Source organism: Bacillus sp. MUM 116 (assembly GCF_001866655.1).
Lineage (GTDB): Bacteria > Bacillota > Bacilli > Bacillales > Cytobacillaceae > Neobacillus.
This window is the reverse complement of sequence record NZ_MLYR01000038.1, coordinates 1-15,427: the sequence shown is the minus strand read 5'-3', so window position 1 is coordinate 15,427 and position 15,427 is coordinate 1. Positions and strand designations below refer to the sequence as shown.

Genomic DNA, 15,427 nt, shown 5'->3' with positions numbered 1-15,427 from the left:
GGCTTCGCTTTTTCTTAGAATTATTGAACGGTAACTGTTTCAGCTACCACCTTGATTTCTCCTTCTTGGATTACTGCGTCAACCTTTTTCACACCCGGGTGATTAAGGATGAAGTCTGCCATTTTATCTTCAAGTTGTTCTTGGATGACCCGTCGCAATGGACGAGAACCGAAGGCTTTGTGGTAACCAAGTTCGGAAAGTTTTTCTTTTACTTCTGGTGTTACAGATAATTCAATTTCTTGCTCCATCAATGTTTCATTTAATTCATTAATCATTAAATCAACAATCTTGAGAATATCTTCTTTTTCTAGTGTGTTAAATTCAATGATACTGTCGAAACGGTTTAAAAATTCTGGTTTAAAGAAGCTTCCTAAAGAATCCAAGATGGATGCTTCTTTAATTGCTTCATTCGCTCCAAAACCAACATGAAATGGTTTATAGCCGACACCTGCGTTACTTGTCATGATAATAACTGAATCTTTGAAGCTTACTGTTCTTCCTTGGCTATCTGTTAATCGTCCATCCTCAAGAATTTGCAAGAACATATGCTGTACATCTGGATGGGCTTTTTCAATTTCATCTAATAATATGATACTGTATGGGTTTCGACGTACTTTCTCGGTTAATTGGCCTGCTTCATCATGGGCCACATAGCCTGGAGGTGAACCGATTAATTTTGAAACACTGTGTTTTTCCATATATTCACTCATATCGAGTCGAATCATTGAATCCTTTGTACCAAATAATTCTTCAGCAAGTGTTTTGGTTAATTCCGTTTTACCAACACCAGTTGGTCCTACGAATAGGAAGGAACCTATTGGACGATGTTTTGATTTTAAACCGGCACGGCTTCTTCTTATGGCTTTCGCAACCTTTTCTACCGCTTTTTTCTGACCAATCACTTTAGACTCTAGGTTTTCTTCAAGATGCTTCATTTTAAGTTGTTCATCTTCTTGAAGCTTGCCGACAGGAATGCCGGTTTTTTGCTCAATAATTTCTTGGATATGTGATGCGTCAACAATTGGTCTTTCACTGTTTTCTGCTTGGTTTAATGCCTTTTCAAGTTTTGATTCCTCGTCGCGAAGAGTGGCTGCAGCCTCATAATTTTCAATTTTTAAAGCATTTTCTTTTTCCATTTCAATTTCTTTGAAACGTTTTTCAATCTGTTCTGTGCTCTTATAATCCGACTTTAGGTTTAATTTAGACCCGGCTTCATCAAGCAAGTCAATAGCTTTGTCGGGTAAGAATCGATCTTGGATATAGCGGTGTGATAATTGAACGCAAGCCTGGATTGCTTCATCTGAATAAGAAACTTCATGGTAATCCTCATATTTCTTTTGAATCCCTTTTAAAATCTCAATTGCTGCGTCAGGTGTTGGTTCCTGAACTTGAACAGGCTGGAAGCGTCGTTCAAGTGCAGAATCTTTTTCAATTTGGCGGTATTCCTTTAAGGTAGTCGCACCAACTACCTGTAATTCACCACGGGCAAGTGCTGGTTTTAAAATATTCCCGGCATCCATGGAACCTTCCGCAGATCCAGCTCCAACTAAGAGATGGATTTCATCAATAAACAGGATGATATTCTTTCGTTCTTGTAATTCTGAAATTAATTGCTTAATTCTTTCTTCAAATTGGCCGCGAATTCCTGTGTTTGCTACTAATGATGCAACGTCAAGCAAGTAAACTTCTTTGTTTTTTAATTTACTAGGAACCTGACCTTCAACAATTTTTAAGGCGAGACCTTCAGCAATGGCTGTTTTACCGACGCCAGGTTCACCAATTAAAACCGGATTATTTTTATTTCTTCTATTTAATATTTCGATTATACGCTTTATTTCTTCCTCACGGCCAATAACTGGGTCAATAAGCCCAGCTTTTGCTATTTGCGTTAAATTGCGTCCAAATTGATCGATAAATCCGCCGCCATTGGAAGGACGCTGACCATTTTGAACGCTTTGATTATTTATTTGTTGATTTTCAAATGAATTTTTGGAGAAAAATAGGTCTTCAAAAGGAAGGCCTGAAAAAGTATTCATCGATGGACCGAATCCTGCACCAATTTTATTTTTTTCTTTTGCATAGCATTCATGACAAAGCTTCATTTCTTTTCGTTGACCATTGATTGCGATGTTAAATTGTACTGTCGCTTGGTTTTCTTTACACATTTGACATAGCATAAATAAAAACCTCCTATATTAAACATTCAAATATTCATAAGGTGTTTGACTTTGACTAACTTTGACCTTATGACCATAGTATACTCTGACCTTTTTTGACTTTCAAGTAGTTTGTTTATGGTAACTTTTTCATTCTAATGTGTTATTGGCTGATTAAGGTGCATTTATAATTCTTATAAAAAAAGCTCGTCTTTGTTTGTCCATTCCTTCATATAGTTTTATAGAGGGGGAGATGATGTGAAGAGAAATTGGACAGCAGCTTTTCAGATTGCAGCGGTCTACGTCGGGACTGTCGTAGGAGCTGGTTTTGCTACAGGACGAGAAATCGTTGAATTTTTTTCACGCTTTGGTTTCTTCGGACTAATAAGTATTTTAATGAGCGGCTACCTCCTTGTCGTTTTAGGTTCCAAATTAATGAGAATGGCAGCTCATATAAATGCAAAATCCTATCAGGAATTAAATGAGTATTTATTTGGAAAATGGGCGGGCAAAGCAATCAATGTCATTATGCTTGTAATGCTTCTTGGGGTTAGTGCCGTCATGCTGTCAGGGGCAGGGGCCGTATTTGAAGAACAATTAGGTCTTTCGAAAAATATCGGAGTCCTATTAACCATATTTCTTTCTTTTATCGTTATGTTGACTGGTACGAAAGGGCTTTTTGCGGTAAATTCATTTGTTGTACCTTTAATGATTAGCTTTAGTTTATTGCTAATGGGTTTTTCTGTGAAAATGCCCCATTTTATCGATCAATTTTTATTTATTCCACATGCGGAAGATGGTTGGAAAAGTGTCGTTGCTCCATTTTCCTATACTGCTTTGAATTTGGCCCTTGCTCAAGCGGTTTTAGTACCAATTGCATCAGAAATTAAAGATGATTGGACAATTAAGTGGGGAGGAATCTTAGGAGGAGCAGCATTGACCCTTATTCTCCTCTCAAGTCATTTTACTTTAATCATGCTTCCTAATCTTGAAAGCTACGAAATACCTATGGCCATCATTATGAAACAAATTGCTCCATTTTTTTATTGGATTTTTGTGTTGGTGATTTATGGAGAAATTTTTACCTCTGTTATCGGAAACGTGTTTGGGTTGGACCGGCAGCTAAAGCAATATGTTTCAGTTTCGACAATTACTTCTATAACAGGAATTTTTGCTGTTTCTTACGTGATAAGTTTGGTTAATTACGGAAAACTATTGTCATACCTGTATCCGTTATTTGGTTACATAAGCCTGATATTTTTCATACTGTTATGGATGAAGCAACTGCCGAGTCGAATTAATTAAGATTTTTCCTTCATTTTATTGAGTGGAAAAGATTTGCTCGATTTTTCATTCATTTTCCTCTGATAAGGGAGAGGATAAGTGAAAAAAATAGTATTTGAAAGGAGTGAAATGTATGAGCAAATCCCAAAGACAGCACGAGCGGGAGTGGACGGTTCGAAAGCAAGACCAGAATCCTCATGGTAAAGTGAAATCTTTAAAACAGATTTCAAACGAAATAGGAAAACAGCCGTAAATTTATGTTAAAAAGGCAGCCTTGGGCTGCCTTTTTAATTCCGAATTTTAATTTAATAAGCGCTTTCTTTTACAATCTTATAGTTTTTATGGTTCACCACAGTCCGCTGATCCAATTCTAAATCACGGTAATTGTCCATGTATGATAGATCGACTATGACAGAATTCTCATTTACCTTTTCAACTATCCCTTGCAATCCACCACGGAATTCAATGATATTTCCAATTTCTGCTATTTTCATTTAGTCTCTCCCCTTTGCCATACAATCTCATCTATCCCATTTAAATAACAGTTTGCACTACTTTTCTAATTTCGTAAAGGATTTTATTTGACAATTACGTTAATTTTAGTAAAAAAATTAATTACAAATAATAATAGGTTTAATTAACAAAATTTGTTTGAAAAAAAAACTATTTCCTCGGAAATTTCGACAAATAATTCTTATTTTCAATGATATTACGATAAAATATTTTAAAAGGATGGGTGATATTATGAAAGAAGATGCTGTGAACGAAATTTTAGAACGTTTAAAGTCCGGAACACTTTCAGAGTACTATGTAAATCAGGTGGATTTTATGGTTTTCCGTCAGGTTCTCGTTAAAAGAAAGGATTTTAAACAGTTTCGCGGGATTGCGCAAAGGGGCGGAGATGTTCTTTATCAATATTTGGAAACCCCAAGAAGTTAATATTGTGCTAATTGTTAAAAACATGTTCAAATGTTAAACGAAAGGAGGGAAATATGATTAATCAAAGCATTTTACCAGCATCAACAAATATGAAGGAATTTGAGCGGTTTTTAAAAAGTTCCTATGAAATTGGAGTTTTTTTGGATATGCATATTGCTCAGATTAAAAATATAAATTTACTCGCAAAACAGCATGGGAAAAAAATGATTTACCATGTGGATCTCATACATGGTATAAAAAATGATGAGTATGCTACCGAATATATCTGCCAGGAATTTAAGCCATTTGGATTAATTTCAACAAAAACCAGTGTAATACTAAAGGCAAAGCAGAAGGGGGTCCTTGCTGTACAGAGAATTTTCCTGATTGACTCCCATGCATTGGAAAAAAGCTTTTCATTAATTGAAAAAACACGTCCTGATTTTATTGAGGTTTTACCAGGGGCAATGCCTTGGATGATCACCGAAGTAAAGGATCGCATTGGAATTCCAATTTTTGCAGGTGGGCTTATTCGGACACCGGAAGAGGTGAAAAATGCACTAAATGCGGGTGCTTTGGCCATTACAACTTCCAAAAGGGAGCTCTGGGACACTTTTGCTTCCGTAAAAAATCCTTGTAGTTTTTTTTAGAATAGGCTGTTTTTAAGTACATTGTTGATTTTTTAACCCTGTTGATTAAGAGCGGAAGGCACGAAGACTCCTGCGGGAATACGGGGCAGGGGAGACTCCACAGGAGCGTAAGCGACGAGGAGGCTCCCCGGACCGCCCGCGAAAGCGAAGTGCCTGAAGCTGAAATCAACAGACAAATTAACGCAGCCTTAGAATAAAAAATGATTGACAACGCTTTCAGTGGTTTATATACTTTAATCAAGTTAATAAATTGTGACGGAGACAAGGAGATTCACGCAAAGAACCATGTTTTTTGGTTTTTTCGCAGTGAATCTCTTTTTTTTTTCTGTCAGAATGTACAACCGAATATAATGAAGAGGGATGAGGTTAAAAAATGACACCATTTTTTGGCGAATTAATTGGAACCATGATATTGATTGTTCTTGGTGCCGGGGTAGGTGCTGGGGCTTCATTAAAAAAATCCTATTCTCATAATGCAGGGTGGATTGTGATTACCCTTGCTTGGGGACTTGCCGTTACTATGGGGGTTTTTGCTGTAGGATCTGTGAGTGGTGCCCATCTTAATCCCGCAGTAACGATTGCACTTGCGATAAATGGAGATTTTCCATGGCCCGATGTGCCGGGTTATATTCTAGCTCAACTGATCGGCGCAATCCTAGGAGCAGTACTGGTTTATTTACATTACTTACCGCACTGGAAAGTTACAGAAGACCCGGGAACAAAGCTTGGCGTCTTTGCTACAAGTCCGGCAATTCCGCATACATTTGGCAATCTTTTTAGTGAGATATTCGGGACATTTATTCTTGTACTTGGTTTATTATTTATTGGTGCCAATAAATTTACGGAAGGTTTGAATCCTTTGGCCGTTGGTTTATTGATTGTAGTCATTGGTATGTCCCTAGGAGGTACAACGGGATATGCGATTAACCCTGCACGTGATCTTGGTCCGCGAATTGCCCATTTTTTATTGCCAATTCCCGGAAAGGGAAGTTCGAATTGGAACTATGCATGGATACCGGTTGTCGGACCGCTCTTAGGTGGAAGCCTTGGAGTTGTATTTTATAAGTCAGTATTTTTGGGGAAAATTACCGGAACACTTTGGGAAGTAATTGCCCTTAACCTTATTGTCCTATTACTTGCTTTTGTTACAGGAAAAAAACAAGATTCCAATAATAAATATAAAAGAAAAGCAGCTTAAATTCGCTGGCTGTAATTGGGGGTTAGACCATGAAAAAGTATATTTTGTCATTAGATCAGGGAACAACTAGTTCACGTGCCATCCTATTTAATAAAAAAGGGGAAATCGTTCATACTGCCCAAAAGGAATTTACTCAATATTTTCCCAAACCGGGCTGGGTTGAGCATAATGCTAACGAAATATGGGGATCAATCCTGTCTGTTATTGCCGAGGTCTTATCTGAAACGGGTACCAAACCGGAACAAATTGCAGGAATCGGAATAACCAATCAAAGGGAAACAGCTGTTGTTTGGGATAAAGAAACAGGCGTACCTGTGTATAATGCGATTGTTTGGCAATCAAGACAAACAAGTGAAATTTGTGATGAATTAAAGGCAAAGGACTATAATAACCTTTTTCGTGAAAAAACAGGTTTATTAATCGATGCTTATTTTTCCGGAACAAAGGTAAAGTGGATTCTTGATCATGTAGCGGGCGCTCGTGAAAAGGCAGAACAAGGCAAGCTTCTATTCGGAACAATTGATACATGGCTGATTTGGAAGCTTTCAGGCGGAAAGGCACATGTGACCGATTACTCGAATGCATCGCGTACATTAATGTTTAATATTCATGAACTTAAATGGGATAAGGACTTGCTGGATATATTAGGTGTGCCGGAATCAATGCTTCCTGAGGTTCGGCCATCATCTGAAATCTATGCAAATACAGTGAATTACCATTTTTTTGGCAAAGAGGTGCCGATTGCCGGGTCAGCGGGTGACCAACAGGCAGCATTATTTGGCCAGGCATGTTATGAAAAGGGAATGGCCAAAAATACCTATGGTACAGGCTGCTTCATGCTTATGAATACAGGGGAAAAAGCAGTAAAATCTGAACACGGTTTATTGACAACGATTGCATGGGGATTAAATGGGAAGGTTGAATATGCCTTAGAAGGAAGTATTTTTGTAGCAGGTTCAGCGATTCAATGGCTTAGAGACGGTTTAAGGATGATTAAAGATGCCAAGGATAGCGAGATTTACGCAGAGAAAGTGGAATCGACAGATGGGGTTTATGTTGTACCGGCATTTGTTGGACTTGGTACTCCCTATTGGGACAGCGATGTCCGTGGAGCTGTTTTTGGATTAACCCGGGGCACTACAAAGGAACATTTTATTCGTGCCACGCTTGAATCTCTTGCTTATCAAACAAAAGATGTGTTATCAGCAATGGAAGCTGATTCAGGGATTGAGTTGAAAACGCTTCGTGTTGATGGCGGAGCGGTGAAAAATAATCTTTTAATGGAGTTCCAGAGTAATCTATTAAACGTACCTGTCGAAAGACCAGTGATAAATGAAACAACTGCATTGGGAGCCGCCTATTTGGCTGGCCTTGCAGTAGGATTCTGGGAGAGTCAAAAGGAAATATCAAAACAATGGGCAATTAATCGAAAGTTTAATCCGGAAATGAGCGATGAGGACCGGAATTGCCTATACACTGGCTGGAAAAAAGCCGTAAATGCTGCATTAGCATTTAAATAAATTATCTTGGTAAACAAATTTATGATATAATAAATACAAGTTAATATTTTGGCAGGAGAATTTGGAGAGACCACAAAAACATTACCGGCTGGTAGTGTCTTTTGTGGTCTCTTTTTATTGTCCCTTAAAAATTCTGAGCATATTATAATAAGGCTTTTATTCGGGAGGAAAAAAGGATGAGATTTTCAAATTTAAATCGAAAAGAAATTGTATCCAAATTAAAAGCAGTGAAGTTTGATGTTTTAGTGATTGGCGGTGGAATTACGGGAGCCGGTATCGCTCTTGATGCTTCTTCAAGAGGAATGAATACTGCGCTTGTTGAAATGCAGGATTTTGCAGCTGGGACATCCAGCCGCTCCACAAAATTAGTGCATGGAGGATTAAGATATTTAAAACAATTTGAAGTTAAAATGGTTGCAGAGGTAGGGAAAGAACGGGCAATTGTCTATGAAAATGGTCCGCATGTTACTACACCGGAATGGATGCTTCTTCCCATGCACAAAGGCGGCACATTTGGCCCATTCACTACCTCTATTGGCTTGCGTGTTTATGATTTCTTGGCAGGAGTAAAAAAATCAGAACGGAGAAGCATGCTGTCACGAGAACAAACTTTGGCAAAAGAACCGCTCATTAAAAAAACTGGCTTAAAAGGCGGGGGTTATTATGTTGAATATCGGACAGATGACGCAAGGCTAACGATTGAAGTGATGAAAGCGGCCATTGAAAAGGGAGCAACCGCTTGTAATTATACAAAAGTAACAAATCTTATCTATGAAAAGGGAATCGTTGTTGGTGTAATGGTTCAAGACCAGTTAACAGGAGAAAAATATCCTTTGCGAGCAAAAAAGATTGTAAATGCTGCGGGTCCGTGGGTGGATCAAATCCGTGAAATGGACCAATCGAAAAAGGGAAAGGTACTAAAATTGACAAAAGGAGTTCACCTTGTGATTGACCAGTCTCGATTCCCTTTAAAGCAGGCAATTTATTTTGATACCCCTGATGGAAGAATGGTCTTTGCTATTCCTCGGGATGGAAAGGCATATGTGGGAACAACGGATACCTTCTATGACAAGGACATCGCTCATCCGTATATGACTTCAGCTGATCGCATTTATATCTTAAAAGCTATCAGTTACATGTTTCCGGATGTGAAAATTACAGAAAGGGATATTGAATCCAGCTGGGCTGGAGTTAGACCGCTTATATATGAAGAAAGTAAAAAAGCATCGGAAATTTCTCGTAAGGACGAAATTTGGGAATCCAATACAGGGCTTATTACGATTGCAGGCGGAAAATTAACGGGATATCGGAAAATGGCGGAAACGATTGTTGATTTACTAGCAGTGAAATTTAGTGCCGAAGAGAGAAAGAACTACCCTGCTTGTACGACGAAACATATGCCAATTTCTGGAGGTGATGTTGGCGGTTCAAACCGTTTTCCAGAATTCATAGCTAGAAAGGTACATGACGGAAAAGGCGCAGGCTTAACAAAGGAAGAGGCTGAACAATTAATAAAAATTTATGGTTCAAATATTGAAAACATTTTTGAACTCCTTAAGGAGAATGAGAAGGATGCGGTTAAATACGGGTTGCCACTCGAATTATTTGCTAAGCTGGTTTATGCCATCGGCTATGAAATGATAGCCACGCCCATTGATTTCTTTAATCGGAGAACTGGTGCGATCTTGTTTAATATTCAACTCGTCAAGAAGTGGAAAAATCAAGTTATAGCTTATATGAGCGATCAATTTGGCTGGACAGAGCAGGAGAAACAAAAATTCACCCTGGAACTAGAGCAGGCACTGGTGAATGCAGTATTGCCAATTGATGAGCAGCAAAGTGACTACCCTCGTGCTGTTTACGGAAATTAATTTTACAAAGATCGGTTAAAAAATTTTGAGCCGATCTCTCTTTTTTGAGGGGATTTAATCCTGTTCAAGTTAAAAAGAAAATGATATTCTATCCTTTGTATTATTTTTCACAAACTAGCCTTTTGGCTTAACAACATAATTATGGAATTTTAGGGAAAATTAATTTTAACCGTGCATGTTTTATTCATTAATCCATTATCGGTTTAGTTGACTAAAATGAGCAAATTGTATAAGTTTATTAGGCAAGTAATATTTTTATTATTTTATCATTGACATTAAAGGAGTTTGATTTTACATGGCAGAAAAACAATTTAAAGTAACAGCTGAGACAGGAATACATGCGAGACCGGCAACTTTGTTGGTACAAGCAGCTAGTAAATTCAATTCTGAAATTAATTTAGAATATAAAGGAAAAAAAGTTAATTTAAAATCGATTATGGGCGTTATGTCTCTAGGTATCGGTCAAGGTGCTGATATCGTGATTTCCGCTGAAGGAAACGATTCTGAAGCTGCACTATCAAACATTGAAGAAACCTTGAAAAAAGAAGGTTTGGCCGAATAATGAGTTTTTTACAAGGAATTGCTGCATCAAACGGAATCGCGATTGCAAAAGCGTACCGTCTGGTTGAACCCGATTTATCTTTTGAAAAAAACAGCATTGATAATGCTGCATCAGAGATTGAAAGATTTCGTTCAGCAATGGATAAATCCAAGGCAGAGCTCGAAATCATTCGAGACAGAGCAAAGGTAGAACTTGGGGAAGATAAGGCGGCCATCTTTGAAGCACATCTTCTTGTTCTAAGCGATCCCGAGTTAACGGGGCCGATTGAAGATAAGATTCAATCGGAAAAGGTCAATGCTGAATTTGCGTTAAAAGAAACGGCAGATATGTTTGTAATGATGTTTGAACAAATGGACAATGAGTATATGAAGGAACGTGCTGCTGACATTCGTGATGTGACGAAGCGTGTTCTTTGCCACCTGCTCGGTGTTCAATTGGTAAACCCAAGCATGATTGCCGAAGAAGTAATAATTGTTGCAGAGGATTTAACTCCATCAGATACTGCTCAACTAAACCGCAAGTTTGTAAAAGGCTTTACCACAAACATTGGCGGACGGACATCTCACTCTGCGATTATGGCAAGATCATTGGAAATCCCAGCTGTGGTCGGAACCAAATCTGCTACAGAAGAAATTAATAATGGGGATTTAATCATTGTCGATGGATTAAAGGGAGAAGTACATATTAATCCGACACCTGAACTTGTGGAACAATACCGTAAAATCCAAGCTGAATATGAAGCACAAAAAGCTGAATGGGCTAAGCTGGTTAATGATAAAACCGTTTCTGCTGATGGTCATCATGTCGAATTAGCTGCAAATATTGGAACTCCCAATGATTTAAAAGGAGTTATTGAGAATGGCGGCGAAGGAATTGGTCTCTATCGAACCGAGTTCCTCTACATGGGCAGGGACCAGCTTCCAACAGAGGAAGAACAGTTTGAATCGTATAAAGCTGTTTTAGAAGGAATGAATGGCAAGCCAATCGTTGTAAGGACTTTGGATATCGGCGGCGATAAGGAATTACCATATTTGGAATTACCAAAGGAATTGAATCCATTCCTTGGTTTCCGTGCAATTCGTTTATGTCTTGAAGAGCAAGGGATTTTCCGAACTCAATTACGGGCGCTGCTTCGTGCAAGCATTTACGGTAATTTAAAAATCATGTTTCCAATGATCGCAACCCTTGATGAATTCCGTCAAGCAAAAGCAATCCTTGAGGAAGAAAAAGCGAAGCTTCAAAGCGAAGGACAAACTGTTAATGAAAAGATTGAACTTGGAATCATGGTTGAAATCCCTTCAACTGCAGTTTTAGCTGATCAATTTGCTAAGGAAGTTGATTTTTTTAGTATCGGAACAAATGACCTCATTCAATATACAATGGCCGCTGACAGGATGAATCAGCGTGTATCCTATCTATATCAACCATATAGCCCCTCTATTTTACGATTGGTTAAGATGGTCATTGATGCTGCTCATGCGGAAGGAAAATGGACAGGCATGTGCGGTGAAATGGCAGGAGATGAAACGGCTATCCCGGTTCTTTTAGGACTTGGTCTCGATGAATTCTCGATGAGTGCAACCTCTATTTTAAAAGCTCGTTCATTAATTCGGAACCTCAAAAAATCCGAAATGGAAAATCTCGCGCAAAAAGTTTTAAATATGCAAACTACTGATCAAGTAATCGAAGCAGTAAAAGAAGCAACAAAATAATCCATCAAAAAATCCGGCTGATCAATCAGTCGGATTTTTTTGCGAAAGGCTGTGTTAAAGGTCATTGTTGATTTTTTAACCATGTTGATTGGAGCGGATATCAACAGCCAAATTTAACACAGCCTTGTGAAAAAAGTAGTTCTAAAACTTTGGACGTACTTATTTGATAAATTTTTTTCAGAGCAATAAATAAGAGAGTAATTCTCTTTTGGGTGGACACAATAAAAAGGTGCATAAATTTGGAGATGGAGCACAGGGGCCGGGTCATTTAAAATGATTCGGTCTTTTTCAAATGCTTTCAAAACCAGTTAAGTGCTAAAATAAAGGTAACTTAAGGAGGGGATGGGATAAATTTGTTAACTCCAGAAAATACGGTAATCGGATTTATTGGAATTGGTGTAATGGGAAAGAGTATGGCCGGCCATTTATTAAATGCAAGCTTTCCGTTAGTGGTGTATTCAAGAACACAAGAGAAGGCTTTTGATCTTTTGGAAAAAGGGGCAATATGGGCTGATAATCCGCAAGAGGTTGCCGAAAAAGCTCAAGTTATTTTTACTATTGTCGGATATCCGAAGGACGTTGAAGAAGTCTATTTGGGCCAAGAAGGGTTAATATCCCATGCGAAGGCAGGAAGTTTTCTGATTGATATGACCACTTCGGCACCTAGCCTAGCCAAAAAAATATATGAGGCTGCTAAGGAGAACGGGATTCAGGCAATTGATGCCCCTGTTTCAGGCGGTGATGTCGGTGCGAAAGAAGCTAAGCTATCCATTATGGCAGGCGGTGAGCGTGAAGCTTTTGAAGCGGTTCGTCCTATCCTTGAATGTCTGGGAACGAACATTGTATACCAAGGAGAGGCAGGTGCAGGGCAGCATACAAAGGCATGTAATCAAATTGCGATTGCCTCTAATATGATTGGTGTATGTGAAGCAATCATCTATGCTGAAAAAGCGGGATTGAGTCCTGAAAATGTCTTAAAAAGTATTTCAGCAGGTGCTGCAGGAAGCTGGTCTTTAAGTAATCTTGCCCCAAGGATGCTTCAAGGTAATTTTGAACCGGGATTTTACATAAAGCATTTTATTAAGGATATGAAAATTGCCCTTGATGAAGCAGAGCAGATGGGAATGGATGCCCCGGGATTATCATTGTCTAAATCTCTTTATGAACAATTAGCCGAAACCGGTGAAGAAAACAGCGGAACTCAAGCCTTGTATAAATACTGGAAGAACTAACGATATCGAATAAAATTCCTCCTGAACAAAGAAACTAAAAAAGAACTATCAATAGGAGGAATTGTAAAATGGCCAAACGGACCAAGAAAAATGATCCCCAGCAAAAAAACAAAAAAGGGTTTGACTCATCCAAGCTAAATGAAGAATTTGCCCACGAAATGGGCTCAGCTGCCACTAACAAAATTCATAAAGATAAAGCAAAAAAAGAAAAGGCTCCTAAAAATAACGGAGAATATAAAGGGTAATAAAAGCAAGGGGATGTCCCAAACTATTGGGCATCCCTTTTTCTTATTTTCTCACTTTAAGATAATTTTCTATGCCATCTATTCCTTTTTCCAACGTTTCCATTGAACAGGCGAAAGATAGGCGGAAATAGCCTTCTCCATATTTTGAAAAAGCACTTCCTGGTACGACTGCTACCTTTTCCTCATTCACAAGATTAAGGGCAAAATCGAAACTGTTAAGTCCGACAGATTCTGGTATTTTCACAAAAAAATAAAAAGCTCCATCCGGTTTTACGACATTAAGCCCCATTTCCGTCAGCCGATTAAAAACATACTCTCTTCTTTTTTCATATTCCCTTTTCATAGGAAGGGCATCATTCATACCCGTTGTAAGAGCTTCAAACGCTGCTTTTTGGGCAATTGAATTCGCACAGGACACATTATATTGATGAACCTTTAAAATATGTTTTGCAAGTTCTTCCGGGGCGAATAAAAGGCCAATTCTCCAGCCTGTCATGGAATGCGATTTGGACAAACCATTTATAACAATCGTTTTTTCTTTCAGAAATGAGGCGATTGACCGATGTGGCTCCCCGTATGTTAGCTCACTGTATATTTCATCTGCAAGGATAAAAACATCCCGCTCCTTACAAAAGTCGGCAATTTCCTTTAACTCAGCTTCAGAAAGGCTTACCCCAGTAGGATTGGATGGATATGGAAGGACAATACAGCGTGTTTTTTCGGATATAAAGGGTCTTATCATTTCTAACGTAAAGCGGAAATGATTACCTGTGACATCCACATGAATAGGTGTTGCCCCTATCATTCGAATGATCGGTTCATATCCTGGATAAATGGGGCCAGGCAAAATAACTTCTGTTCCTTCTGTTAAAATCGTCCGGAACGCAATGTCAATTGCTTCACTCGCACCCATTGTTACAATTATTTCCGTCTCAGGCTGATAATAAAGATTATACTTCTTCTCCATAAAGGAACAGGCCGCTTTTCTTAATTCAAGTGTACCTGCATTATGTGTATAGGAAGTAATGTTTTCCTCAATTGCCTGAATCCCAGCCTGTTTTACATGTTCCGGGGTGGGGAAATCTGGTTGTCCAATCGTAAGGGATATTAAATCTTCGATATGAGAAACCATATTAAAGAATTTTCGGATACCGGAAATTTCAATTTCTTTAACTCTTTGATTAATTAAATGCTCCATAATTTTGGTCATCCTTCCAGTTAATACGTAATCCAATTTTTCGAGTACCATAATTCTATCATTACAGGGGGGCCAAGCATAATGAAAAGCCGGATTCCTCCGGCTTTAATTGGTATATCGCTCTCCTAGTTTTTTAAATACAGGTTTTTGATAGGAACGGCGGTGGTTGTCCGTAGTTGAGGACGGCTGCTGAATTTCCTTTATTCCGGTGTAAGATTGTAATAATGCTTTTGCAATGTTAAGGGAAAGATTTGCTTTTGGATTTCTTACCCTTTCATCCAGTTTTCCTAAATGGGGAAGATCTGCAAAATCCGATTTTGTTGGTGGAATATGGAAAGTGTACCTTCCACACTCAACTAAAACATCAGACTGCTGCTGGCTGTTTTTGGGATGTTCAGAGAAATGAAGACCCACTTTTCTGGCCTTGCCTTCAACAATTAATTTTTTTAAGGCTTCATGTTTTAATTTGTATAAAAATTTGGGGTTGATAGCTGTTTTTGCATGGCGATTTACAATAAAGACAGCTTGTGAGAGGTTTTCGATGGTAAAATTTAGTTTGGTAAGAGGGCGTTTCTGGTCCGGGTTCAAGATAGGTTCTCCTTTCTGTATTTCAAAAGCATCTTTATTATACACATTTTTTTATCAAAAAATAAGGGGGGGAGGAATTTTTGATTTCAATAAAAAGAAATAATCCCCGCCATCAATTTTAAATTCCTGCAATGAACAATAAAGATTTACCGAAATAATGAATAAATTCATTATTTTCTCTTCTTTGGATTTAATCTAATTGTAAAATAGAAATGTCCAAATGTAAAAACATTATTGTATAAATATACTGATTTTTAGCAAAGGCTCTTTTCGTAAACTTTGTTGCTTTTGGA

The 15,427-nt window shown here is 38.2% G+C and carries 15 protein-coding genes; 11 read left to right on the top strand and 4 right to left on the bottom strand.

The genetic code is table 11. The features are described 5' to 3' along the window. Positions 1-20 precede the first annotated feature (20 nt). Positions 21-2,177, bottom strand: a complete 2,157-nt coding sequence (locus tag BIV60_RS10920; protein WP_071355770.1) for an ATP-dependent Clp protease ATP-binding subunit — start codon at positions 2,175-2,177, stop codon at positions 21-23. Positions 2,178-2,414: 237 nt separating this feature from the next. On the opposite strand from BIV60_RS10920, the gene BIV60_RS10915 reads away from it, so the two are divergent. Further along, positions 2,415-3,461: a YkvI family membrane protein gene (locus BIV60_RS10915; protein ID WP_071355769.1), complete on the top strand. Its 1,047-nt coding sequence runs from the start codon at positions 2,415-2,417 to the stop codon at positions 3,459-3,461. A gap of 112 nt (positions 3,462-3,573) precedes the next feature. Then, complete coding sequence (locus tag BIV60_RS30390) at positions 3,574-3,693, top strand: DUF6254 family protein (RefSeq protein ID WP_231510828.1); 120 nt, start codon at positions 3,574-3,576, stop codon at positions 3,691-3,693. Positions 3,694-3,745: 52 nt separating this feature from the next. Here the strand turns inward: BIV60_RS30390 and BIV60_RS10910 are convergent, their stop codons facing one another. Beyond that, positions 3,746-3,934, bottom strand: coding sequence for a YkvS family protein (locus BIV60_RS10910; RefSeq protein ID WP_071355768.1), 189 nt, complete (start codon positions 3,932-3,934; stop codon positions 3,746-3,748). Positions 3,935-4,184: 250 nt separating this feature from the next. Between BIV60_RS10910 and BIV60_RS10905 the strand changes: the two genes are divergently transcribed. The 9 genes from BIV60_RS10905 to BIV60_RS29605 all read left to right on the top strand — a co-directional run bounded on the left by BIV60_RS10905 (position 4,185) and on the right by BIV60_RS29605 (position 13,348). Further along, complete coding sequence (locus BIV60_RS10905; protein ID WP_071355767.1) at positions 4,185-4,379, top strand: hypothetical protein; 195 nt, start codon at positions 4,185-4,187, stop codon at positions 4,377-4,379. 53 nt (positions 4,380-4,432) lie between these two features. Continuing rightward, the gene (locus tag BIV60_RS10900) at positions 4,433-5,008 is read left to right on the top strand and encodes a glycerol-3-phosphate responsive antiterminator (RefSeq protein WP_071355766.1); all 576 of its coding nucleotides are present in this window, start codon (positions 4,433-4,435) and stop codon (positions 5,006-5,008) included. A gap of 373 nt (positions 5,009-5,381) precedes the next feature. After that, positions 5,382-6,206 (top strand): MIP/aquaporin family protein, encoded by an 825-nt coding sequence (locus BIV60_RS10895; protein ID WP_071355765.1) that lies wholly within the window; start codon positions 5,382-5,384, stop codon positions 6,204-6,206. A 29-nt stretch (positions 6,207-6,235) separates the two neighbouring features. After that, entirely contained in the window at positions 6,236-7,726 is a 1,491-nt protein-coding gene (gene glpK, locus BIV60_RS10890) for a glycerol kinase GlpK (RefSeq protein ID WP_071355764.1), read from the top strand. Between the two features lie 176 nt (positions 7,727-7,902). Further along, on the top strand, positions 7,903-9,597 hold the full coding sequence (locus BIV60_RS10885; protein ID WP_071355763.1) for a glycerol-3-phosphate dehydrogenase/oxidase: 1,695 nt from the start codon (positions 7,903-7,905) through the stop codon (positions 9,595-9,597). Positions 9,598-9,892: 295 nt separating this feature from the next. Next, on the top strand, positions 9,893-10,159 hold the full coding sequence (locus tag BIV60_RS10880) for a phosphocarrier protein HPr (RefSeq protein ID WP_071355762.1): 267 nt from the start codon (positions 9,893-9,895) through the stop codon (positions 10,157-10,159). Continuing rightward, positions 10,159-11,871: a phosphoenolpyruvate--protein phosphotransferase gene (gene ptsP, locus BIV60_RS10875; protein WP_071355761.1), complete on the top strand. Its 1,713-nt coding sequence runs from the start codon at positions 10,159-10,161 to the stop codon at positions 11,869-11,871. The genes BIV60_RS10880 and ptsP overlap by 1 nt, the downstream gene beginning before the upstream one ends. Before the next feature lie 353 nt (positions 11,872-12,224). Next, positions 12,225-13,103 (top strand): NAD(P)-dependent oxidoreductase, encoded by an 879-nt coding sequence (locus BIV60_RS10870; protein ID WP_071355760.1) that lies wholly within the window; start codon positions 12,225-12,227, stop codon positions 13,101-13,103. Positions 13,104-13,171: 68 nt separating this feature from the next. Further along, a complete protein-coding gene (locus BIV60_RS29605; RefSeq protein WP_177177271.1) occupies positions 13,172-13,348 on the top strand; it encodes a hypothetical protein in 177 nt (58 codons plus the stop codon). Positions 13,349-13,391: 43 nt separating this feature from the next. Here the strand turns inward: BIV60_RS29605 and BIV60_RS10865 are convergent, their stop codons facing one another. Then, positions 13,392-14,546 carry an aminotransferase A gene (locus tag BIV60_RS10865; RefSeq protein ID WP_071355759.1) on the bottom strand — a complete coding sequence of 385 codons (1,155 nt, stop codon included), beginning with the start codon at positions 14,544-14,546 and terminating at the stop codon, positions 13,392-13,394. Between the two features lie 105 nt (positions 14,547-14,651). Beyond that, on the bottom strand, positions 14,652-15,134 hold the full coding sequence (locus tag BIV60_RS10860; RefSeq protein ID WP_071355758.1) for a YkyB family protein: 483 nt from the start codon (positions 15,132-15,134) through the stop codon (positions 14,652-14,654). Positions 15,135-15,427: the final 293 nt, after the last annotated feature.

Coding starts and splice junctions, on each gene's coding strand:
- BIV60_RS10905 (WP_071355767.1), top strand. CDS start 4,185: ATGAAAGAAGATGCTGTGAACGAAATTTTAGAACGTTTAAAGTCCGGA.
- BIV60_RS10900 (WP_071355766.1), top strand. CDS start 4,433: ATGATTAATCAAAGCATTTTACCAGCATCAACAAATATGAAGGAATTT.
- BIV60_RS10885 (WP_071355763.1), top strand. CDS start 7,903: ATGAGATTTTCAAATTTAAATCGAAAAGAAATTGTATCCAAATTAAAA.
- BIV60_RS29605 (WP_177177271.1), top strand. CDS start 13,172: ATGGCCAAACGGACCAAGAAAAATGATCCCCAGCAAAAAAACAAAAAA.
- BIV60_RS10865 (WP_071355759.1), bottom strand. CDS start 14,546: ATGGAGCATTTAATTAATCAAAGAGTTAAAGAAATTGAAATTTCCGGT.
- glpK (WP_071355764.1), top strand. CDS start 6,236: ATGAAAAAGTATATTTTGTCATTAGATCAGGGAACAACTAGTTCACGT.
- BIV60_RS30390 (WP_231510828.1), top strand. CDS start 3,574: ATGAGCAAATCCCAAAGACAGCACGAGCGGGAGTGGACGGTTCGAAAG.
- BIV60_RS10880 (WP_071355762.1), top strand. CDS start 9,893: ATGGCAGAAAAACAATTTAAAGTAACAGCTGAGACAGGAATACATGCG.
- ptsP (WP_071355761.1), top strand. CDS start 10,159: ATGAGTTTTTTACAAGGAATTGCTGCATCAAACGGAATCGCGATTGCA.
- BIV60_RS10910 (WP_071355768.1), bottom strand. CDS start 3,934: ATGAAAATAGCAGAAATTGGAAATATCATTGAATTCCGTGGTGGATTG.
- BIV60_RS10895 (WP_071355765.1), top strand. CDS start 5,382: ATGACACCATTTTTTGGCGAATTAATTGGAACCATGATATTGATTGTT.
- BIV60_RS10920 (WP_071355770.1), bottom strand. CDS start 2,177: ATGCTATGTCAAATGTGTAAAGAAAACCAAGCGACAGTACAATTTAAC.